The sequence below is a fragment of the Pseudoglutamicibacter albus genome, from assembly GCF_022346425.1.
Taxonomy (GTDB): domain Bacteria; phylum Actinomycetota; class Actinomycetes; order Actinomycetales; family Micrococcaceae; genus Pseudoglutamicibacter; species Pseudoglutamicibacter albus.
In genome coordinates this window covers 14,580-34,371 of sequence record NZ_JAKRCW010000002.1, presented here as the reverse complement: position 1 = coordinate 34,371, position 19,792 = coordinate 14,580, and the positions used below count along the sequence as shown (strand labels likewise).

At 60.7% G+C, this 19,792-nt stretch carries 19 protein-coding genes; 15 read left to right on the top strand and 4 right to left on the bottom strand.

Features of this window, described 5'->3' with window-relative positions:
* The first annotated feature begins 92 nt into the window (after nt 1-92).
* On the top strand, nt 93-620 hold the full coding sequence (locus MHJ63_RS01515; protein WP_052048471.1) for a MarR family winged helix-turn-helix transcriptional regulator: 528 nt from the start codon (nt 93-95) through the stop codon (nt 618-620).
* A gap of 307 nt (nt 621-927) precedes the next feature.
* The gene (locus tag MHJ63_RS01510) at nt 928-2,157 is read left to right on the top strand and encodes a hypothetical protein (RefSeq protein ID WP_141742504.1); all 1,230 of its coding nucleotides are present in this window, start codon (nt 928-930) and stop codon (nt 2,155-2,157) included.
* A gap of 254 nt (nt 2,158-2,411) precedes the next feature.
* Here the strand turns inward: MHJ63_RS01510 and MHJ63_RS01505 are convergent, their stop codons facing one another.
* Nucleotides 2,412-3,116, bottom strand: a complete 705-nt coding sequence (locus tag MHJ63_RS01505; RefSeq protein WP_070507313.1) for a copper resistance CopC family protein — start codon at nt 3,114-3,116, stop codon at nt 2,412-2,414.
* 183 nt (nt 3,117-3,299) lie between these two features.
* Here MHJ63_RS01505 and MHJ63_RS01500 point away from each other — a divergent pair, with 183 nt between their 5' ends.
* The 6 genes from MHJ63_RS01500 (at nt 3,300) to MHJ63_RS01475 (ending at nt 9,488) form a co-directional block, all read left to right on the top strand.
* Complete coding sequence (locus tag MHJ63_RS01500; protein WP_239445964.1) at nt 3,300-4,208, top strand: MBL fold metallo-hydrolase; 909 nt, start codon at nt 3,300-3,302, stop codon at nt 4,206-4,208.
* Nucleotides 4,209-4,253: 45 nt separating this feature from the next.
* Nucleotides 4,254-5,057: an SDR family NAD(P)-dependent oxidoreductase gene (locus MHJ63_RS01495; protein ID WP_052048468.1), complete on the top strand. Its 804-nt coding sequence runs from the start codon at nt 4,254-4,256 to the stop codon at nt 5,055-5,057.
* Between the two features lie 334 nt (nt 5,058-5,391).
* Entirely contained in the window at nt 5,392-6,339 is a 948-nt protein-coding gene (locus MHJ63_RS01490) for a siderophore ABC transporter substrate-binding protein (RefSeq protein ID WP_035756270.1), read from the top strand.
* A 158-nt stretch (nt 6,340-6,497) separates the two neighbouring features.
* Nucleotides 6,498-7,646 carry an ABC transporter permease gene (locus tag MHJ63_RS01485; RefSeq protein ID WP_083285427.1) on the top strand — a complete coding sequence of 383 codons (1,149 nt, stop codon included), beginning with the start codon at nt 6,498-6,500 and terminating at the stop codon, nt 7,644-7,646.
* Nucleotides 7,639-8,733 (top strand): iron chelate uptake ABC transporter family permease subunit, encoded by a 1,095-nt coding sequence (locus tag MHJ63_RS01480; RefSeq protein ID WP_239445963.1) that lies wholly within the window; start codon nt 7,639-7,641, stop codon nt 8,731-8,733. Before MHJ63_RS01485 ends, MHJ63_RS01480 begins: the two co-directional genes overlap by 8 nt.
* Nucleotides 8,730-9,488 (top strand): iron ABC transporter ATP-binding protein, encoded by a 759-nt coding sequence (locus MHJ63_RS01475; protein ID WP_035756268.1) that lies wholly within the window; start codon nt 8,730-8,732, stop codon nt 9,486-9,488. Before MHJ63_RS01480 ends, MHJ63_RS01475 begins: the two co-directional genes overlap by 4 nt.
* Before the next feature lie 70 nt (nt 9,489-9,558).
* On the opposite strand, the gene MHJ63_RS01470 is transcribed toward MHJ63_RS01475, so the two are convergent.
* Nucleotides 9,559-10,833, bottom strand: coding sequence for a mechanosensitive ion channel family protein (locus tag MHJ63_RS01470; RefSeq protein WP_083285428.1), 1,275 nt, complete (start codon nt 10,831-10,833; stop codon nt 9,559-9,561).
* 250 nt (nt 10,834-11,083) lie between these two features.
* On the opposite strand from MHJ63_RS01470, the gene MHJ63_RS01465 reads away from it, so the two are divergent.
* The gene (locus tag MHJ63_RS01465; RefSeq protein ID WP_239445962.1) at nt 11,084-12,391 is read left to right on the top strand and encodes an acyl-CoA dehydrogenase family protein; all 1,308 of its coding nucleotides are present in this window, start codon (nt 11,084-11,086) and stop codon (nt 12,389-12,391) included.
* A 98-nt stretch (nt 12,392-12,489) separates the two neighbouring features.
* Here the strand turns inward: MHJ63_RS01465 and MHJ63_RS01460 are convergent, their stop codons facing one another.
* Entirely contained in the window at nt 12,490-13,281 is a 792-nt protein-coding gene (locus MHJ63_RS01460; protein ID WP_070491688.1) for an alpha/beta fold hydrolase, read from the bottom strand.
* Nucleotides 13,282-13,338: 57 nt separating this feature from the next.
* Between MHJ63_RS01460 and MHJ63_RS01455 the strand changes: the two genes are divergently transcribed.
* Nucleotides 13,339-14,625, top strand: coding sequence for an AI-2E family transporter (locus MHJ63_RS01455; protein ID WP_083289501.1), 1,287 nt, complete (start codon nt 13,339-13,341; stop codon nt 14,623-14,625).
* Here the strand turns inward: MHJ63_RS01455 and MHJ63_RS09895 are convergent.
* Nucleotides 14,622-14,750: a hypothetical protein gene (locus MHJ63_RS09895; protein WP_256276334.1), complete on the bottom strand. Its 129-nt coding sequence runs from the start codon at nt 14,748-14,750 to the stop codon at nt 14,622-14,624. The two genes, MHJ63_RS01455 and MHJ63_RS09895, sit on opposite strands and share 4 nt — an antisense overlap.
* A gap of 14 nt (nt 14,751-14,764) precedes the next feature.
* Here MHJ63_RS09895 and MHJ63_RS01450 point away from each other — a divergent pair, with 14 nt between their 5' ends.
* The 5 genes from MHJ63_RS01450 to MHJ63_RS01430 all read left to right on the top strand — a co-directional run bounded on the left by MHJ63_RS01450 (nt 14,765) and on the right by MHJ63_RS01430 (nt 19,669).
* Nucleotides 14,765-15,172: an RNA-binding S4 domain-containing protein gene (locus MHJ63_RS01450; RefSeq protein WP_070491686.1), complete on the top strand. Its 408-nt coding sequence runs from the start codon at nt 14,765-14,767 to the stop codon at nt 15,170-15,172.
* A gap of 255 nt (nt 15,173-15,427) precedes the next feature.
* Nucleotides 15,428-15,631 (top strand): cold-shock protein, encoded by a 204-nt coding sequence (locus MHJ63_RS01445; protein ID WP_035756264.1) that lies wholly within the window; start codon nt 15,428-15,430, stop codon nt 15,629-15,631.
* 291 nt (nt 15,632-15,922) lie between these two features.
* On the top strand, nt 15,923-17,407 hold the full coding sequence (locus tag MHJ63_RS01440; RefSeq protein WP_338110360.1) for an FMN-binding glutamate synthase family protein: 1,485 nt from the start codon (nt 15,923-15,925) through the stop codon (nt 17,405-17,407).
* A 129-nt stretch (nt 17,408-17,536) separates the two neighbouring features.
* Nucleotides 17,537-18,571: an LLM class flavin-dependent oxidoreductase gene (locus MHJ63_RS01435; protein ID WP_070491682.1), complete on the top strand. Its 1,035-nt coding sequence runs from the start codon at nt 17,537-17,539 to the stop codon at nt 18,569-18,571.
* Nucleotides 18,572-18,583: 12 nt separating this feature from the next.
* The gene (locus tag MHJ63_RS01430; protein ID WP_239445961.1) at nt 18,584-19,669 is read left to right on the top strand and encodes an enoyl-CoA hydratase/isomerase family protein; all 1,086 of its coding nucleotides are present in this window, start codon (nt 18,584-18,586) and stop codon (nt 19,667-19,669) included.
* Nucleotides 19,670-19,792 lie beyond the last annotated feature (123 nt).

The following is a 19,792-nucleotide window of genomic DNA, read 5'->3' as shown; positions in this document are numbered from 1 at the left end:
ATGCGGTGGTGACGGTGCATTACTTGATTCGGGGTTGGTTGGTTGCCGAGAACATGTGACGATTGATAGATCAAGTGCATGGAGTGTTTGAGATGAACCACCAACTGGACCCTGAAACGAACATTGAGCAGGGTGAGCCGCACAGTGACGTGCGGTGGCTGAACGCTGAGGAAGCTGATCTTTGGTACACGTTGCGTGAGTTCATTTGGGGTTTCCCATCCACGCTGGACCGTCAGTTGCTTCACGATTCCGCGCTGTCCTCGGGCGAGTATTCGGTGATGGCTACCATCTCAGATTCCCCGGAGCATCGGGTGCGCACCGGTGAGCTTGCCTCCGCACTTGGGTGGGAACGGTCGCGGCTCTCACACTTATTGCGGCGCATGGAGGATCGCGACCTTGTGGAACGTGCCCCTTCTGAGGGACGTGACCGCCGCGCCCAGGATGTGCTCCTGACCCCGCACGGGTGGGATGTCCTTCGTGCCGCGGCTCCGGACCATGTCACGTTTGTGCGCGAGACCGTGTTTGATCCTCTCACCGGCGAAGAGCAAGCACTTTTGGCGGACATACTGACCCGCATCAACAGGGCCTGTGATGAACAGAATGCGCGCCGCAAAAACTAGAGCTCTGTTCAAGGCAACTCTCAGGTAGTCACAACACCCCAGAAACAGCGATTTCTCAGGCATCGCATACCATCCCGAGGTTCTTTCGACAGCCGTTTCTTAGGCATTTCACACCTGTCCGGGGTCTCGGACGGAGGGTGCGTTGACGCTAGGACAACGTGGTGGTCTTCGCTATTGTCACTGTCGCTTCAGCATCCGTAGGCGGCAAGTTCACCTATAAAAGCTGTGAGCCTTCAATCTAAGACCAGGTGTAAACCGGGTGTTATTCGATGCGAGAAAACGTTGATTCCGAAGGGGTAAATCGCGCGTGTTCACCATAAAGAAACCTGCTAAGTATGCAGTGGTCCCGTTGGCGCTGGGACTCGTTCTCCCAACTTCTGTTGCAGTAGGAGCCCATGCTGCTCCCGCCCCTACCGCAGTGGAGACGAAGGCCGGCCCTCCAGAGATCTCCCATGACAGCGGACGGTTTGAGACTGACTACAAGTTCGACACGATCGAATTCTCTGGTCAGGACTGGGCTATTCGCGGCAAGAACGATGTGATGGGTTGGGGCGGTCCTCAGGCTCCGCACCCGAGCGATGGCGAAGGTAAGTGGGTCAGCGGCGCTCACGTCAACGACAAGGGTGAGCTTGTTGTTGAGAACCAGGGCATCAACGGTGGCGTTGAGCTCATTGCTACCAAGTCCACCGGTTACGGCACGTACGAGTTCAGCTACACCGCTGACTTCGACAAGATGGACCCGAACAACGTTCTTGGCATCTTCACCTATGACACCGCCGAGGTCGCTATTGACGGCACCCCTGGCATGAAGAAGCACGTCAACATGAAGGGCCTCACGGAGATCGACTTCATCGAGGTTTCCCGCTGGGGTAGCCAGGATCTCCCTAAGACCTTCGGCATGGTCACTGTCTACCCGGATGACCTGAAGAACTTCCGCGACCGCGTATCCCACAAGCGCTTCGACATCCCTAAGGGTGTTCAGACCCTCAAGACTAAAGCGATCTGGGATAAGGATTACCTGCGTGTGATCACCTCGCTGGAAAACGGCAAGGTCCTCTCGGACGACACCCAGACCAAGCGCGTCCCTAAGGACAACGGAACCCAGCAGCTGCGCATCAACCTGTGGACCACCAAGGCCAACCGCGCTAACTTCGAGAACGCTCAGGGCGACACGATCGTCTTTGATGACGCGACCTTCACCCCTGCAGGCGAGAAACGTCCAGCCGAGGACAAGCCTAAGGATAAGAAGGACAAGAAGAAGGACTCCAAGAAGAAGAAGGATTCCAAGAAATCCAAGGATAAGAAGGCTAAGGACAAGAAGAAGTCCAAGAAGTCTAAGGATTCGAAGAAGAAGGACTCTAAGAAGAAGAATTCGAAGAAGTCCAAGGACGCTAAGAAGAAAAAGAACTCGAAGAATACTCTGAGGACTCCGGACCACATCAGGAAAGCCATCCCGCGTGACTTCCACGGGGACCTCGACGAGTTCGAGAAGACCGTCAACGAGTTCGTGACCACGCTCGCTGGCAAGACCAAGTAAGCGAGCTAACCCTCGCGACACCGCGGTTGCCGCGTAAGAAGAGAAACACCCTGCGAGGAGAAAAACCCTGAGATAGGGAAACGCTCTAGAAGCGGCACAACACTAGTAGCGGTTACACCCCATAGAGTAGGCCCCCGTCGCCAAGCGACGGGGGCCTACTCGTGCACTGTCAGAGCTGAGGTCAGAGGCAGAGATCAGCGGCAGAGGTCAGCAGCAAAGGTCGCGGTGTTCGCGTTGAGTAGTGCCGCAAATAATTAGTGGCTGTGCCTTCCGGTCTTCTTGAGGGTCACCTGCAAGATGAGACCGATCACTACGAGCACTAGGAATGCGGCGCCCACAATCCACATGATGGTTGTGGTGTCAGCCGTGGATTCCGGCGTCACCGCCTTCGCCTGAGCAGACGCAGAACCTTCCGTATTTGCTGCCGCGGCATCGGAGCCCTTGGAACTCTGCCCGTCCTCGCTACCCTTGCCGGAGCCTGCTTCACCGTCATCGGAGTTGCCACCCTGGGACTTCTCCCACGCCTCGATCTCCTTCTTCGAGGCACCTTCGGTCACGGTGAAGGAATAGTTGCCGTCGCCCTGGATCCGGTGGCCGTCCGAGGAAAGCGCGGACCACTTGACGTCATACGTGCCTTCCGGAAGCGGCTGCATAGCCCGCGAAACCTTAGTCCCTTTAACTGTGACGTCGCCGTAAGTCAGCTCGTTGCCGTCGCGGTCTTGAACAATGATCTGGTTGGCTTCACCACCTGAAACCTGCCGGATCTCACCCGAGAACGTCAGCGTGATCTTCTCCGGCGCTTTCGCGATCGCGTTGCCCGAGGGCGGGTCGCCGGCAATGAGCTGATCATGCGCAAACGCCTTCTGGGCACCAAATCCCGCGAACAAACCAGCGAACAGCAGCATGGACGCCGCCAACACAGCGACCATGGGCTTCGACAAACGAGCACGTACCTGCACAGTTCAATCCTTACCGTTGATGATTCGCATTGAGGACACCGCTTGCAGATATTCGTTACGTCACGCTTCCAACGGGTCACTGCGATAAGTTTAGGCGCTCGCCTTCCCAACCGGGCGCCCAAACCCGGAAACTATCAGGCTCTGTCCAGAAACCGTCAGGGGGGTTCCTGCATACTGGGGTGCATGAACGCGAGCGAGAACAACCCTCACGCCCACGGCATGCACGATGCGGCTGCTGGCCCAGGCGGCGCTGTCCCGGTCTCTACAGGCGACGCCGCCCCGGACGCTGTAGACACGGCCCCGGCCGGCGCGGTTGCCACACCTGTCGAGGGCGTGTGGATGGTGCAGCAGGACAATCCGGGCCCTATGACGTTGGATGGCACGCAGAGCTACTGGATCCCCAGCCAGCGCGGTGCGATCGTTGTGGACCCAGGTGAGGACGATGCGCAGCACCAGGCCGCGCTCGCCTCGCACAAGGTCGCGCTGATCCTGGTTACGCATCGACACCCTGACCACGCGGGTGGATTAGAAGGCCTACGGGGCCTCACGGGCGCGCCGAGCCGCGCGCTCAGCAGCGACTACTGCAGCGAAGGACAAGAACCACTCACAGACGGAGAGATCATCGATGTGCCTGGCGCCGGGCTTCAGTTGAGGGTCCTTGCCACGCCGGGCCACACATCGGACTCCATCAGCATCGTCATCGAATCCACGCCCGAGGCCCGGCCGCTCGGGGTTCTGACCGCGGACACGATCCTGGGGCGTGGCACCACGATCATCGACCACCCGGACGGTCGGCTCACCAACTACCTGGACTCGCTCGAGAAACTTGAAACGCTCGGTAACATCCCGGCACTTCCCGCACATGCAGGTTTCCTCCCCTCGGTTGCGGAGACCGCGCGCAAATACCTCGCGCACCGCCGCGAACGTCTCGAACAGGTCCGCGCCGCCGTACATACCCTGCAGGAACGCGGCGAAGAAGCCACCGTCAGCAACGTGACCGATATCGTCTATGCCGACGTCGATGCCGGGGTCAGGCCCGCCGCCGAACACACCGTGAGCGCCCAACTAGCCGCACTCGAAGACGGCGCATGAGCGCAACATAAGACGCCAACCCCACCGAAGGACTAGTGTTTCAGTATGGACACCACCCCAGCCCCACTAAACGCACCTCACCGAACAGCGCTGATCACTGGGGCAACCGCAGGGATCGGCGAAGAATTCGCAGAACAACTCGCCGCACAAGGCAGGCACCTCGTGCTGTGTGCCCGCGACGCCGAAGCACTCGCGGAAGTAGCTCACCGGCTTGAGAGCCGTTACGCCGTCCACGTTGAAACCCTCATCGGCGATCTGCTGACCGAAAAAGGGGCCGCGGCAGTCGAGAAACGCCTCGCCTCCGACATCGATCCCGTGGAGCTGTTAGTCAACAACGCTGGTTACGGGCTCATCAAAGGGTTCACATCCAGCGAGTGGCAGGATGAGCAGGACCACTGGCGCATCCACACCGAAATCCCGCTGCGATTCATGCACACCGCGATCCCCGCGATGATCAAACGCGGCGGCGGGCGCATCATAAACATCGCCTCCATCGCCGCGTTCACGGGTGTCAGCACCTATTCCGCCGCTAAGCACGCGATGGTTGAATTCTCCGAATACGCTTCCCGCAGGTATCAAGACCGCGGTGTGTCCGTGACCGCGGTATGCCCCGGAATGACCCGCACCTCATTCCATGAACGCATGAACATGAACGTGAGCCGTGTCCCTAAGATCGCGTGGCTCAAGCCCGAGCAAGTGGTGCGGGAGTCCCTCCTGGCGTCCGCGACAGGCAAGGCCCTGTGCATTCCCTCCCGCCGCTACCGCCTAGTGCGATTCCTCCTGCGTTTCCTCCCTGCACGCACCGTGCAGAAAGTCACGACGAACGCGGCAAGTTCAACCAACGATTAGGGCAAGTTCGACCAACGATTAGCCCGCGCGCACCCCAGCCACACCCCAGCCACAACCCTGGCCGCCGCCTGCCTGGAACGCACCTCGTCTTGTAACCTGGCTCACAAGTAAGTAGCTACTCAAGCGCCGTTGGGCGCGGAACTTCAACGTTCCACGCCCAACGGCGCTTTCGTGTAAAGGAACACGTACTTGCATCTTGCAGATAGGATCGCCTAACCTCATAGGCAGATGATTACGAAACATAAATGTTTGCTAATCAATCGCCTTGTCAAACAGAGCGGTAGCTGGGGCATCCGAGCCACCCTCCACGGAACAGATAGAACGAGAGAAACCCATGAAGCGTACCCGCCTCGCAACCCGGCTCACCGCCGTCGTTGCCGCCGCAGCCCTCGCGCTGACCGGTTGCTCCGGCAACGGAGACAACAACAAGGGCTCGTCGGAGACCATCGAGATCAAACACGCGCAGGGCACCACCCAGGTCCCTAAGAAGCCGGAGAAGATTTTCAGCTACGACCTCGCCTCCACTGACACCCTCAAGGCGCTCGGCACCGACGTCGCAGGTGTTGCCGAATTCACCTACCCGGAGCAGATGAAGTACCTCGAGGACGACAAGTACACCAAGATCGGTGGGCCAAAAGAGCCAGACCTGGAGAAGGTTGCCGCTGAAAAGCCTGACCTCATCATCATCTCCGGCCGCACCGCAGACGCGTATAAGGACCTCAGCGATATCGCCCCGACCATCGATATGTCGGTTGACGCGACCAAGCCGCTGGAGTCCTTCGAGGAAAACACTCGTTCACTCGCCAAGATCGTCGATAACGAAAAAGAGGCTGACGAAAAGCTGGGCGAGCTCGAAAAGCGCATCGACGAGGTCAAGGCTCGCGCTGAAAAGTCCGACCTGACCACCATGACCCTCATGGTTTCTGGCGGCAAGCTCACCGCTTACGCTAAGGGCTCGCGATTCGGAATCATCAACGACATCCTTGGCTTCAAGCCAGCCGCTGACGTGAAGGCATCTGGCCCTCACGGCGAGTCGGTTTCCTTCGAATTCGTCAAGGACAAGAACCCTGGCGCAATCTTTGCTATCGACCGTGACCAGGCCATCGGCGAGTCCTCCGGCGAGTCCGCAAAGCAGGTTCTCGATAACAAGCTCGTCAACAAGACCGATGCAGCTAAGAACAACAAGATCATCTACCTCGATGCGGCTAACTGGTACCTGGTCGGCTACGGCCTGACCACGGTTCCGAAGATGATCGACGAAGTTGAAAAGGCACTCGACTAGCCTGTAAAGCTCGAAGGGTGGGGCGTCCCCGTGACGCCCCACCCTTACGCGCCTCACACATTGAGTTGCCGGCTCACCAGTTGGGTCGAAGACTCTACAGGTGAGCGTATCTGGGGCACCACTGCAGTGTTGAACCACGAATATCTCGGTGTTAAACCATGACTAAAACAACTACAAGCATCCCGCCCCGGGCGAAGCGTGAGTCTTCACCGGGGCCTCGCCGTGTCACTTTCGGTCCAGCTGATCAGTCTCTGGCGACCCGATGGTGGGTCTTATTGCTCGCTCTTTTCGCGGTTCTTGGCCTCGCGGCCCTCTCGCTCTTCGTTGGCGCGTCCTCACTGTCTCTATCTGACCTGCTTGCCGGGAAGCAGGAAGCCGAGGAGGTCTTCTGGATCTCGCGCGTCCCCCGCACCGTAGCGGCCCTGCTTGCTGGCGCTGCGGTAGCGATCTCCGGTCTCATCATGCAGCAGCTGGCACGCAACCGTTTTGTTGAACCGCACATGGTCGGCTCAACCGAATCCGCGATGCTAGGTATCCTCGCTGTCACGATCTTTGTTCCGGCCATGCCAGTGATCGGCAAAATGGGTGTCGCCACCATCTTCTCTCTGGTCGGCACCGCTCTGTTCCTCGCGATCATCAACAACCTCCCAACCCGCGCAACGCTGCTGATCCCGTTGGTTGGCATCATGCTCGGCGGCGTGATCTCCGCAGCCGCAACGTTTGTGGCTTACCGCAACGACCTCCTCCAGACCTTGAACGCCTGGATGATCGGAGACCTCTCCGGCATCATCCAAGGCCGTTATGAGCTGCTGTGGATCGTCGCGGTCGTCGGCCTCGTAGGCTATATCGCGGCAGACCGTTTCACCGCCGCGGGCCTCGGTAGCGACTTCTGCACCTCGATCGGCATGAACTACAAGGTCACGGTCCGCCTCGGTATGGCTGTCGTCGCGCTCATCTCCGCGGTGAGCGTCACCACCGTAGGAGCACTCCCCTTCCTGGGGCTTGTGGTCCCGAACATCGTCTCCGCCATCGTGGGCGACCACCTGCGCCGCGCGGTCCCCTGGACCGCACTCTTGGGCGCCGGCATGGTGCTGGCCTGCGACATCGCCGGCCGACTCATCCGCATCCCGTACGAAATCCCGGTGGGCATGATCATGTCCGTATTGGGTTCCATCGTGTTCCTCAGCATGATCATCCACCAGCGCTACCAGAACGTCCCGCCGTCCTCGAAGAAGCGCGCCCGCCAGGCCGCTAAGAAAGCCCTGGCGATGCGCAAGCGCGCCGAACAGGAGGCTGCAGGTGCCTAATCAACACACAGCAGCTCATGACAACGCAGCAGCTCATGACAAAACAGCGGCTACGCAACAGCTGGCCTCTGCTTCGAGCGCCACGACCCTGGATGAACTGATTGCCGAAGGTGTCAAAGCTGAACGGCGCGACGCGCGGCGCGGCTGGATCTGGATCGCCGCACTGAGCGCCGGACTGCTGATTGCGGTTGCGGTGTTCCTCACGTGGGATCTGATGGGTGCGCTCGAATTCGCACTGAAGCTGCGTGGCACCCGTGTGGGCGCGATGCTCGTGTGTGCCGTCGCTATCGCGGTTTCCACCGTCGCGTTCCAGACCGTCACCGCCAACAGGATCCTGACCCCATCCATCATGGGTATGGATGCGCTCTATATCCTGCTGCAGACCACCGCGGTATTCGTTCTGGGTGGTACCGCATGGATGACCGCTTCCCCACTGCTGCGTTTCGGCATCGAGTTGGGGCTCATGGTCCTGTTCGCTGTGTTGCTCTACCGGTGGATGTTCACTGGGCGTACCGCCAACCTGCACCTCATGCTGCTGGTGGGTATCGTGTTGGGGACCCTGTTCCGCGGCATCTCGGCTCTCCTGCAGAAACTGCTGGATCCAAGCGAGTTCACGCAGCTTCAGGACCTGTTTTTCGCGTCTTTCAACCGGGTTGACCCTAACCTTCTGACTGCCGCGGCGATCGTGGTGGGGGTCGCGGTGTTCTTCGCGTGGCGTATGCGCCACACACTGGATGCGATGGCGCTGGGCCGCGACATGGCAACCAGCTTAGGCATCAACCACCAACGGGTCACCACCATCGTGCTGATCTTGTCTGCCGTGATGGTTGCAACCTGTACCGCGCTGGTTGGGCCGATCACGTTCTTCGGCCTGCTCGTGGTCTCGCTCGCCTACCAAGCGCTACCGGGCGCGGGCCACGGGACCCTGTTCATTGTGTCCTCGCTGATCGGTGCGTTCGCTTTGGTTGTGGGTCAGTTCATTGTTGAGCGGCTCGCGGGTCATTCGACCACGCTGTCTGTTGTGATTGAGTTTGCCGGTGGCATTGTGTTCATCGCGCTGTTGCTGAAGGGATCGTTGAAGTCATGATTGAAATCAATAAGGTTTCCAAGCAGTATGGCGCCACCACAGTGGTCGATGAGGTCACCACAGTGATCCCGGCTGGCGGGCTCACGAGCATCATCGGCCCCAACGGCGCCGGCAAGTCCACGCTGCTTTCGATGGTGTCGCGCCTGATCCCGATGGAGGAGGGCAACGTCAAAGTCGATGGCTTGGATGTGTCCACGACGCCGTCGAAAACGTTGGCGAAGAAGCTCGCTATCTTGCGGCAGGACAACCATGTTTCGCTCCGGTTGCGTGTGCGCGACCTCGTGGGTTTCGGTCGCTTCCCGCATAACGGCGGCCAAGCCACGCGTGAGGACCGCGCGATCATCGCTCAAGCAATGCAGGAAATGGACATCACGCCGCTAGCGTTCAAATACCTCGACGAGCTATCAGGCGGGCAGCGTCAGCGCGCGTTCATCGCGATGGTTTTGGCGCAAGACACCGACTACATCCTGTTGGATGAGCCGCTCAACAACCTGGACATGCGCCACTCGGTCGAGATGATGAAGCTCATGCGCCGCCTTGTTGATGAGCAAGGTAAGACGGTGGTTGTGGTGATGCACGACATCAACTTCGCCTCCGTGTATTCGGACACGATCGTGGCGATGCGCGATGGCCGCTTGGTTCAGCAGAGCAGCCCGGAAGAACTCATGACCACCGAACGGCTCGCTGAGGTGTATCAGATGCAGATCCCGATCCACGAGATCGACGGTAAACGCATCGGCGTCTACTACGGCTAGGTTGCTTTTGGGCTAGCTCCGGTTCCGCCGGTGAGCTCCGGTTCCGCCGGTGAGCTTTGGCTACGCTGGCTCAGGCTGGCGGCTGGCTGCCGGGCACAACTTTCGGGAGGGCGTCCGGGTATTTCTGCATGACTTCGTCTACGAGGTGTTCGCGGATGTAGTTTTTCAGATCCCAGAGGTCGCCCGGGTTGCGGGCGCTCACCACGACGGTGAGTTGCATGTTGCCGCCGGCCGCGTTGGTCACAACGGTCTCACTGAAGCGGCCGTCCCACAGCTCAGTTGCGTCCAGTAGCTGTTCAACGCGTTTACGCAGTGCCGTAACGGGTGCATCCCACGAGAGGTCCAGGACCACCGAGCCCTTGATTTCTTCCCCGCCTCGCGACCAGTTTTCAAACGGCGTGGTGGTGAAGTAGGTAGACGGCAGAATCATTTTGCGGCCGTCCACGAGCTTGACCACAACGTATGTCAGCGTGATCTCTTTGACGTTGCCGCGTTGGCCTTCCACCACCACGATGTCTTCAACACGGATCGCGTCCGAGAACGCGAGCTGCAAGCCAGCGAACACGTTGGTCAGCACTCCCTGAACCGCGAGGCCTGCAACCACGGAGATCAAACCGGCGGACGCGAGAACGGTTGCACCCATCGCGCGCACGCTCGGGATCATGAGTAGCACCGCGCCCACGCCGAGCACGAGCACGATCGCGGTCACGAGCCGCCGCATCAACGTCATCTGGGTACGCAGCTTGGCTACCTGCCGCGGGTCCCCGGATTCCTCATAGTGCACAATCACGGAGATTTCGACCACCGAAAGCACCGTGACCGCAAGCCACGTGATCGAAGCGACGGCCGCGACTTTGAGGATCACAGCCAACGGGATCGATATTTCTTCATCCCGGAACACCCCCGGGGTCCCGAACATGAGTCCCACCGAAAGCAGGAGGCAGAACACAGGGATTTGGAGGCGGCCTAGCTGCTCCTTGACCCGCGGGCGCTTACGCAGGATCCGCGCGAAGATGAACCACACGAGCCATGTGATGACTAACGATGCGACGATCGGAATGCCGAACGCGAGCCACGGCCGCACCACATTCGGTGCGCTCTCGACGATCGGCTCGAGCCCGGGAAGCGTCGGCTTGTCCGGATCAGGCTCCAGGAAGCCGCTCGGGCTTGAGCTTGGATCCTTGCTGGGGTCTGTTGAGGACGGGTCGCTTGAGGGCTTCCCAGATTCCGATGCGCCAGGTTCCTCAGACGGTTTTGGAGATTCCGATTCACCGGGGCTCTGACCATCGCTGGGGCTCGCTTTTTCTGCAGGCAAGGCCGTCAACAAGGTTGCTAGGAATCTCATAACTGTCAGCGTTTCACAAGTTTCTGATGGATTCCTTGAAGTGTTGCGGTAAGGCGCGGTAAACGCGCACTGCGCTGTCGGCTGCATTGGCGCGTTCTCTACGCACCTTAGGCAGGCCTAGCCCTAGTCAGATGAACGCGCGAACGTTAGGCTGGTCACATTAGGTTACTTGGGGGTAACTGCCGGCCGTACCGCATAGTCGCTGCTGTTGCCGTTGCCCTCCGCTCACGTCTTCGTTTCAGGAGTTCTCATGACTGACGCTTCCACCTCCCCACCGCAGCCATCATCGTCGCAGCCAGCGCAGCAAGCATCCACATCGCGCCCTGCTTCGCTCACGGAGCCGGATTACGATCTGTACGCGGCCGGCCCTGACGCGCCGAACGCTGATCCGGCGGGGGTTTTCAAAGATTTACCTGAAGGCGCTCGTGCCGTGCGGGAGCGGGCGCGCGCTTTCGCGCTCGAGAAGGTCGCGCCGGTGATCGATGACTACTGGCACCGCGGCGAGTATCCGGCGCATCTGACCAAGGAACTCGGCGAGGCTGATCTGCTGCGCGACGGCATCGCGGTGGATGGCCGTGAAGGCTGGAGCCGGCTTGAGGCCGCGATGGTCGGCATGGAGCTGGGCCGCGTAGACCTCTCGGTGTCCACCATCGTGGGTGTCCAGGGTGGCTTGGCTCTGCGTTCGATCGACCTGTGCGGCTCCGAGGAACAGAAGCAGAAGTGGGGTCCGGCACTTGCCGAAGGCAGTGTTGCTGGCGCGTTCGCCCTGACGGAGCCAACCCACGGCTCGGATTCGATCGGCCTGGAGACCATGGCTACTAAGGTCGATGGCGGGTGGCGCATCACTGGCGCCAAGAAGTGGATCGGTAACGGGGCGATCGGTCCGGAGTTCGGTGCGCCGGCCATCTCGGTCGTGTGGGCTCGTGATACCGATGACGGCCAGGTCAAAGGCTTCATTGTCCCGCAGGATGCGGAGGGCTACAGCGCGTTCCATTTGAAGGAGAAAATCGCTCTGCGTTGCTTGTGGCAGGCCGAAATTGATCTGCAGGATGTGTTCGTTCCAGAGGAGAACGTGCTGCCGGGCGCGCAGTCCTTCAAGAACACGGCGCAGGTTTTGTTCGCTACCCGCCTCGGTGTTGCGTGGGCCGCCGTGGGTGCGGCGATGGGCGCGTACGAGGTCGCCGCGCAGTACGCGAGCAAGCGCATGCAGTTTGGCCGCCCGCTGGCTCATTCCCAGATTGTGAACGAGCGTTTGGCGCGCATGCAGTCCACGCTCGTTCAGGCGCAGCTTTTGGCTCTGCACTGCACCGAGTTGGAGGACCGCGGTGAGCTCTCCGGCGAGCTTGCATCGCTGGCTAAGTTCACGTCCACGCGTGCGGCCCGTTCGATTGCCGCCGATGCGCGTGACCTTCTGGGCGGCAACGGCATCCTGATCAAGAACCGGGTGGCACGCCACTTCGCCGACATCGAGGCGCTGCACACCTATGAAGGCACCGAAACTGTGCAGGCGTTGCTGATCGGGCGTGGCGTGACCGGCAAATCCACTTTCGCCGGTTAGCTGCTCCGGGACATCGTGGTGCGCCGGGCAACGTGGGGCGCCGGGCATCGCGGTGCGCCCGGCATCGCGCAGGCTAGCCCCGCCTGTATCAACCCGGGCTAACCCAGCCCAGGGTAGTTCTTATCGAGGAACGGTTTGATGACGGCGAGGTTGTCTTGCGCATAGAACAAGGTACCCGCGTGGTTGCGTCCAGGCAGTGGATGGAACGTGCAGTTCTGAGCGAGCTGTGCTTCATCTTGTGAGTCTGCGTAACGGCGCGGGTCCTTGTCTCCGGCCATCGTGAGCACGGGTGCGCTGACCTGGGCGATGAGCGTGTCCGGGATGGTTTTCTCTGCTGTTTCCATCTCGGTGAACATCGCGTAGAGCGCGAGCGGGTCGTTGGCTTTGAATGCGAGCGCGGTGGCGTGGTCTAGTCCTGGCCCGAAGCCCGCGACGAACGCGTCGATGTCTCCGGCACGCAAGGTTTCGAGGTAGCCGGGGAAGAAGATGTTTTGGACTTCACCGGTCTGCTTCCGGTGGCTTCCCCCGAGCGCAACGAAGGTCGTAAATCGGGTTGGCGCGGTGGTCATGAGCTGCCAGCCGGTGCGCGCCCCGAGCGAGTAACCGACCAGGCCCGCGGTAGCGATCTGTTCAGCATCCATCACGGCGAGCACGTCTTCAGCCATGCGCTCCATCGCATAGGCCTGCGGTTCGTGGGGTTTATCTGACTTGCCGTGGCCGCGCGCGTCGATGCGGATGTGGGTGTAGCCCGGCAGCCCCTTGAGGTAGCCCAGCCCACGCCAAATGACCCGCGACAGCGCCGATCCGTGCAGGAAAATCAGGACGGGCCCCTCCCCGGTTACCTCGTAGTAGATGCGGGTTCCGTCCGTGGGGTTGATTGCATAGCTCACGAGTTTGGATTCTAACTAACAGCCCGTGTCGGTGCGCATCGTGCCAAGATAGTAGACATGGATCAGCACGAAAGCACCGGTCAGCAAGAAGGCACAGGTCAACTAGACGGCACGCCTCAGCGCAAAACCCGCACTCACATTCCTGCCGCGGCGCAAAAGCCTGCGCCGGTGTCTGGCAGCACGGAGGCCAACACGTCGAACCATTTGCCGAGCGTGCGTCATCTGCCGAACCCCTGGAAGGACCGTTGGGGCCGCGCGGGTGCACGTAGCGCGCAGGTGCTGCTCATCATCGCGCTGGCCTCCGTCCTAATTTACGGGCTGATCCAGGTTTCGGTTCTCGTCATCCCTGTTTTGTTGGCGACCATCCTCGCGTGTGCGGCGTGGCCTGCGATCGAATGGTTGCGCCAACGCATGTCTGATACGTGGGCCGCCGTAGTGGTTGTGGTTGCCGCAGTGTTAGTTCTTGGTGGGATTGTTGGCGGGATCACCGCGACGGTCATCAGCCAGTGGAGCGGGCTGGTTGATAACGCGGTGCAGGGCTTCAACCAGACGCGTGAGATGGCGAACAAGATGGGCATCGAAATCAGCTCGAGCCAAGTGGATGAAGGGATCGAGCAGGTAAAGAAGTTCTTGACCAGCTCAACCTTCAGCACGGGCGCGGCGGCTGGATTGTCTTCGGCCAGCATGTTCTTCGCTGGCATGGGTACGTTCATTGTCACGATCGCGATCTTCTTGCGTGATGGCGACAAGATCTGGTCTTTCCTTCACTCATGGGTTCCTGAGTCTGCTCAGCCTACGTGGCATACGGCTGCGGTGCGTGCCCGTGACACATTCGGCGGTTATGTGCGTGGCACCGCGGTGATTGCAGCGGTCGATGCGGCAGGCATCGCCCTGGTCATGCTCGTGTTCGGTGTGCAGTTGTGGTTCCCGCTGGCGATCATCGTGTTCATCGGCGGCTTCATCCCGATCATGGGTGCGTTGGTCAGCTCGATCCTCGCCGCCCTCGTCGCTTTAGTGACCAACGGTTGGCTTCCAGCGCTGGCGATCATTATCGGTTCGATTGTTGTGAACCAGCTTGAAGGTAACCTCCTGCAGCCGCTCGTGATGGGTTCGGCTCTGCGGGTTCACGCGCTCGTCGTGCTGTTCGCCCTGACTGCGGGGACGGTTCTTGCCGGCATCATCGGTGCGCTGCTTGCCGTTCCGCTTACGGCTGCCGCGTGGGCCGCAATCAAGGTCTTCACCGGGAGGGAAACCAAGGTGGATGATCTCGAATACCGCAAGAGGAAGAAACGCGTCCGGAAGATCGCGAAGAAGCGCGCTAAGCGGGTCAAGCAGCTCGCCTAACGCGGGGCCTGCAGCAGGGCTACGCTGGTCTGCAGCAGGCCTGCGTTGGTCTGCAACAGGGCCGCATTAGTCTGCAACAAGCCCAGGCTGATCTGCTCCTCCCCTACCCAAACTCCGTACTGCATGTGAGGGTTCGTTTATGAAAGCTCGTATCGATGCGTGGTTGTGGTCCGTGCGCGTCTATAAGACGCGTTCAGAGGCCACCACCGCGTGCAGGGCGGGACATATTCGGGTCAATGGTGAGCCGGTCAAGGCGGCATATGCGATCAAGCCCGGCGATAACGTGCGCATCCGCCGGCATGGTTTCGATCGGCACCTGCAGGTTGTGAAGCCGCTCGCCAAGCGCGTCTCAGCGCAGGTCGCGGCCACCGCATACGTCGACCACACACCTGAACGGGTCAAGCCCGCGATCCCGCAGGTGCCGGTCCGTCCGCGCGGCTCTGGCCGGCCCACCAAGAAGGAGCGCCGGCAGATGGATCAGCTGCGCGCATCGTGGGTTCCAACGGTTGAGAACATCGAGGATCTGGACCTCAATGCCGGCCTTTAACAGCACCCTGAACCTAAGCCGTAGCTGAGCTTCTCATGTGAGCCGATATGAATGCGCTGTGAGTTTATCGCCCCGCTAGAGTAATTCACTCCGAGACGGTAGCGTGAAAGCTACGTCTGTGCATATGCAGGCAGATCTTGTTCGCCGAAAGCAGTCCGGCACCGGTCAGCACACCGCGAGTCAAGGTAGTAGAACCGCCCATGCGTGGGCATAGGCCCGGCTTAACCGCTGGGTGTAGAAAGGACAAGGGCTCGTATGGCTTCTGGAACCGTCAAATGGTTCAACCCGGACAAGGGTTTCGGTTTCATCGCTCCGGATGATTCTTCGGATGACCTCTTCGCTCACTTCAGCGCAATCCAGACTACTGGCTTCCGCACCCTCGAAGAGGGCCAGCGCGTTGAATTCGTTGTAGCTGAGGGCCCGAAGGGTCTGCAGGCAACCGAGATCACCCCGCTGTAAGCGCACGCTACAACAGCGCATAATTACATAACATTCTTAACCCCAACGTGGCAGCCCTAGCATGGCACCCCGATGCGGTAACCCTAGTCGGTAGCCCCGTTATGGCGTCCACGTTGCGGTAGCCCCCGATGCGGCGAAAGCGAGCAGTAATCTGTTCAGCTTTCGCCGCATCGTACATTGAGGCGATAATCTGGGAACACCTCACCTCGCCAACAAGGGGAAGACTGTGGCAAACAAGAAGCTTAAAAGCGTACGTGGGCTGCGATCGGTGCCGCTGCTGCCGTGAGTGGTGTGGCCGTTCGTGATCTACTCCAGAAGAAGAACGCGGTTCTGCGTAACTATCCGGTGCTGGGGCATGCGCGGTATCAGCTGGAGAAGATCCGCCCGATGATCCAGCAGTATTTCATTGAACGTGACTGGGATGGCCGCCCGTTCGACAAGACGACCCGAGACCTCATCAACGCACGCGCCGACGGCAAGAAGGCCGAGGAGGCTTTCGGTACGTTGGCGGAAGTCAACGAGGTCGGTTTCGAGTGGATGGTTCACTCGATGAACCCGCTCGAGCCGCCGCAGACCCCGCCTCGTGTTGAGATCGGTGGACCGGACTGTAAGCAGCCGTATTCGATGTCGTTGCTGAACATTTCCGCGATGAGCTTCGGTTCCCTCTCAGGTAACGCGATCACGGCCCTGAATAAGGGTGCGCGAATGGGTAATTTCGCGCACGATACCGGTGAGGGCGGGTTCACGCCGTACCACCAGCAGGGTGGCGACCTGATCCTCGAGGTCGGTACGGGTTATTTCGGTGTCCGCGATCAAAGCGGCAAGTTCGATCCGGAGCGTTTCCGTGATGTCTCCAGCAACGAGCAAATCAAGGCCGTTGAGATCAAGCTGTCCCAGGGCGCTAAGCCCGGCCTCGGTGGTGTCCTGCCTGGCCCGAAGGTGACGAAGGAGATCGCGGAGATCCGCGGCATCCCTGAGGGCGTGAAGTGTGTCTCCCCTCCGGGGCATTCAGCGTTCAAGACCCCGACCGAGCTGATCGAGTTCATCGCTAAGACCCGCGAACTCTCGGGCGGTAAGCCGACCGGATACAAGTTGTGCGTGACCTCCGTAGATGACGTCTTGGCGATGTGCAAAGCGATGATTGAGGTTGGCACGGCGCCGGACTTCATTGTGGTCGATGGCGCTGAGGGCGGTACCGGTGCCGCTCCGGTTGAGTTCGAAACCCACATGGGTATGCCGCTGACGCAGGGTCTCATGATTGTGCATAACGCTCTGGTGGGTGCCGGTTTGCGCGATAAGGTCAAGATCGGTGCTTCCGGCAAGATCGCTGAGGGTAACGCTATCGTCAAGCGCTTGATTCAGGGCGCTGACTTCACGAACTCGGCGCGCGGGATGATGCTCGCGCTGGGTTGCATCCAGTCTCTGCGTTGCGCTGAAGGTACCTGCCCTGTGGGTGTCGCGACCCAGAACCCGCGCCTTGAGCGCGGCCTGGACGTGGATGTGAAGGCTAATCGGGTCTATAACTTCCACCAGGCAACCGTTGCCCAGGCGATCAAGATCATGGCTTCGATGGGCGTGACCCGCCCTGAGGACCTCTCCCCTGCGATGTTGCGCCGCAACGTCTCCCCAGACAACAACGATTCCTTCGCTCGCCTGTTCACGTGGCTTGAACCAGGTGAACTGCTGAGCGATTCCCCACGCATGTGGAAGGAACACTGGGCGAACGCGAGCTCGAGCCGCTACGGGCTCGGCAACGCGACAACCGCCCGCGCTTAGCAGGGAGGCAGGCGCGGCGCGCGGGGCAAACGCGCCTTGCGTGAACGTGGGTTGCGCCCGGCCCGCGCCGGGCCCATACGTGGGCCAGGCCGGAATATTTCGTTTGAGGGCACCGTTGGAATAGCTAATATGGCTACTTCAACGGTGTCCCCTTCACCTTCAACTGACCACTCCACTGCCCCAGCGCTTTCGATGCTGGATTTGGTTCCTGCGCGCCGTAACGATGGTCCGCAGCAGCCCTTCGTCAACGCGGTTGAGCTCGCCCAAGCCGCGGAACGTACCGGCTACCAGAGCTTGTATTACGCCGAGCATCACAACATGCCTGAGATCGCATCGACGGCTACCGCGGTTTTGATGGGGCACGTCGCCGCCCGCACCGAGACGTTGGGTGTGGGTGCGGCCGGTGTGATGCTGACGAACCACGCCCCGCTCGTGGTGGCTGAGCAGTTCAAGATGCTCGAGGCCCTCTACCCTGGACGCATCCAGCTCGGCCTGGGCCGGGCTCCTGGTACGGATCAGGCGACGGTGCGCGCTCTGCGCCGCTCCCCTGAAGCCGCGGAGCATTTCCCTACTGACGTCATGGAGCTACTCGGGTATTTGGATGGCCCGTCGCGCATCCCTGGGGTCGAGGCGTTCCCGGCCACACCGGATGCCAGGATCCCAGTCACTATCCTGGGGTCCTCGCTCTACGGTGCGCAGCTGGCCGCCAAACTCGGACTCCCCTACTCTTTCGCCTCGCACTTCGCGCCAACCCACTTGCAGGAGGCGCTTGAGGTGTACCGGAGCGAGTTCAAACCGTCCGAGCGTCTGGAGAAGCCTCGCGTCACCGTGGCTGTTGGCGTTGTGGCCGCACCGACCGTGTCTGAGGCGAACCAGCAGTTCCAGCACGCGCTGCGCCGCCGCGTGCAGTCCATGCTGGGCAGGCATCGTCCGCAGCCTTTTACCGAGGCTGAGATCGACCAGATCCTGCAGATGCCGGCGGGTAACCAGGTGCGAAACATGATGAGCTATTCCGCGGTGGGCACGCCGGATCGTGTGGTTGAACAGCTCAAGAATATGGCCGAGGAGACGCAGGCTGATGAGCTGATTCTCGCCCACCAGGCCGTGGCGCATGAAGACCGGCTCGCCTCCGTCATCGCAACCGGCGAGGCCTGGCAGAAGTAACGGGAAGGATCCATGCAGATGCAAACTCACCTCGTGCACGCCAGCGTGCACCAAGGCTTGGGCCTCATCCGCCTCAACCGGCCTGAAAAGCTCAACGCTTTGACCCCTGAGATGGTCGATGCGGTCCACACTTCCCTCCGTACATGGCGGTATAACGGGGACGTCAAGGCCGTGGTTTTGCTGGGTGAGGGCGAACGTGGGTTCAGTGCGGGCGGTGACCTGCCGAATTTTCGCCGCATGCTCATGGCGGGCGAGGCCACGCAGATGCTGGGCATCTTGGCCGCCGAGTTCGAGCTGGCGGCCGCGATCCAGACCTACCCTAAGCCGGTGATCGCGTTCATGACCGGGGTCACGATGGGCGCGGGCTTCGGGCTGGCATCGGCGGCTTCGGTGCGGATTGTGACCCCGGATTCGCAGCTTGCGATGCCGGAGGTGCGCATCGGCTATGTTCCGGATGTGGGTGGTTCGCTGTGGCTGGGCCGGGCGCCGGGCCGGATCGGCGAACACATGGCACTGACTGGGGATGCGGTGGGTGCCGGGGACGCTGTCGAGTTCGGTCTGGCTGATTTCTGCATCGAGCAGGATGCCGTGGATGACGTGCTCACCTCGATCGCTGACCTGTGTGCTTTGCCTGGTCAGGATTTGGCGGTGGGCGTGCACATCATGCATGGTGCGCCGCAGCGTTCTGAGTTGAATGTTCAGCGGGCCTGGATCGATGAGGCGTATTCCGGCAGTGATGTCGCTCAGATCCTGAAGAATCTGGGTGCCTCCCCGTGGCCGGCGGCCGCGAAGGCTGCTGAGCGGATTCGCGCTAACGCGCCGATCGCGTGTGAGATTGCGTTGCAGCTCGTGCGTGAGTCCCGCGCCGAAGACGAGCTGCGGGGCGCGCTCGAACGTGAGCACCGCGCGGCGTCCTACGTCATGGACACCCCCGATGTTGTTGAGGGGATCCGTGCGCTGCTGATCGATAAAGACAAATCACCGCGGTGGTCGGTGACCCGCGCCGAGGATGTCGATACAGACCGGGTTGCCCGCATGCTCGAACCCCAGGACGATGAGCTCGGCCTGTGGGACGACGGCGAAGACGGCGACTGGTAGCGCCGGCACTGACACACGCCCGGCGCTGTCCCGCCCCCCGTTGCCTAGCCACCAGTATTGACACCTGTGGCCCGCTCGAAAGATTCGAGCGGGCCACAGTACTTCATCCCCTTGGCGCTATTC

What these genes read in the sequence shown, in the direction of transcription:
- MHJ63_RS01435 (WP_070491682.1), top strand. Translation starts at nt 17,537, where the DNA reads ATGGCTACTTCAACGGTGTCCCCTTCACCTTCAACTGACCACTCCACT.
- MHJ63_RS01500 (WP_239445964.1), top strand. Translation starts at nt 3,300, where the DNA reads ATGAACGCGAGCGAGAACAACCCTCACGCCCACGGCATGCACGATGCG.
- MHJ63_RS01485 (WP_083285427.1), top strand. Translation starts at nt 6,498, where the DNA reads ATGACTAAAACAACTACAAGCATCCCGCCCCGGGCGAAGCGTGAGTCT.
- MHJ63_RS01455 (WP_083289501.1), top strand. Translation starts at nt 13,339, where the DNA reads ATGGATCAGCACGAAAGCACCGGTCAGCAAGAAGGCACAGGTCAACTA.
- MHJ63_RS01515 (WP_052048471.1), top strand. Translation starts at nt 93, where the DNA reads ATGAACCACCAACTGGACCCTGAAACGAACATTGAGCAGGGTGAGCCG.
- MHJ63_RS01495 (WP_052048468.1), top strand. Translation starts at nt 4,254, where the DNA reads ATGGACACCACCCCAGCCCCACTAAACGCACCTCACCGAACAGCGCTG.
- MHJ63_RS01430 (WP_239445961.1), top strand. Translation starts at nt 18,584, where the DNA reads ATGCAGATGCAAACTCACCTCGTGCACGCCAGCGTGCACCAAGGCTTG.
- MHJ63_RS01470 (WP_083285428.1), bottom strand. Translation starts at nt 10,833, where the DNA reads ATGAGATTCCTAGCAACCTTGTTGACGGCCTTGCCTGCAGAAAAAGCG.
- MHJ63_RS01445 (WP_035756264.1), top strand. Translation starts at nt 15,428, where the DNA reads ATGGCTTCTGGAACCGTCAAATGGTTCAACCCGGACAAGGGTTTCGGT.
- MHJ63_RS01475 (WP_035756268.1), top strand. Translation starts at nt 8,730, where the DNA reads ATGATTGAAATCAATAAGGTTTCCAAGCAGTATGGCGCCACCACAGTG.
- MHJ63_RS01465 (WP_239445962.1), top strand. Translation starts at nt 11,084, where the DNA reads ATGACTGACGCTTCCACCTCCCCACCGCAGCCATCATCGTCGCAGCCA.
- MHJ63_RS01450 (WP_070491686.1), top strand. Translation starts at nt 14,765, where the DNA reads ATGAAAGCTCGTATCGATGCGTGGTTGTGGTCCGTGCGCGTCTATAAG.
- MHJ63_RS09895 (WP_256276334.1), bottom strand. Translation starts at nt 14,750, where the DNA reads ATGCAGTACGGAGTTTGGGTAGGGGAGGAGCAGATCAGCCTGGGCTTG.
- MHJ63_RS01490 (WP_035756270.1), top strand. Translation starts at nt 5,392, where the DNA reads ATGAAGCGTACCCGCCTCGCAACCCGGCTCACCGCCGTCGTTGCCGCC.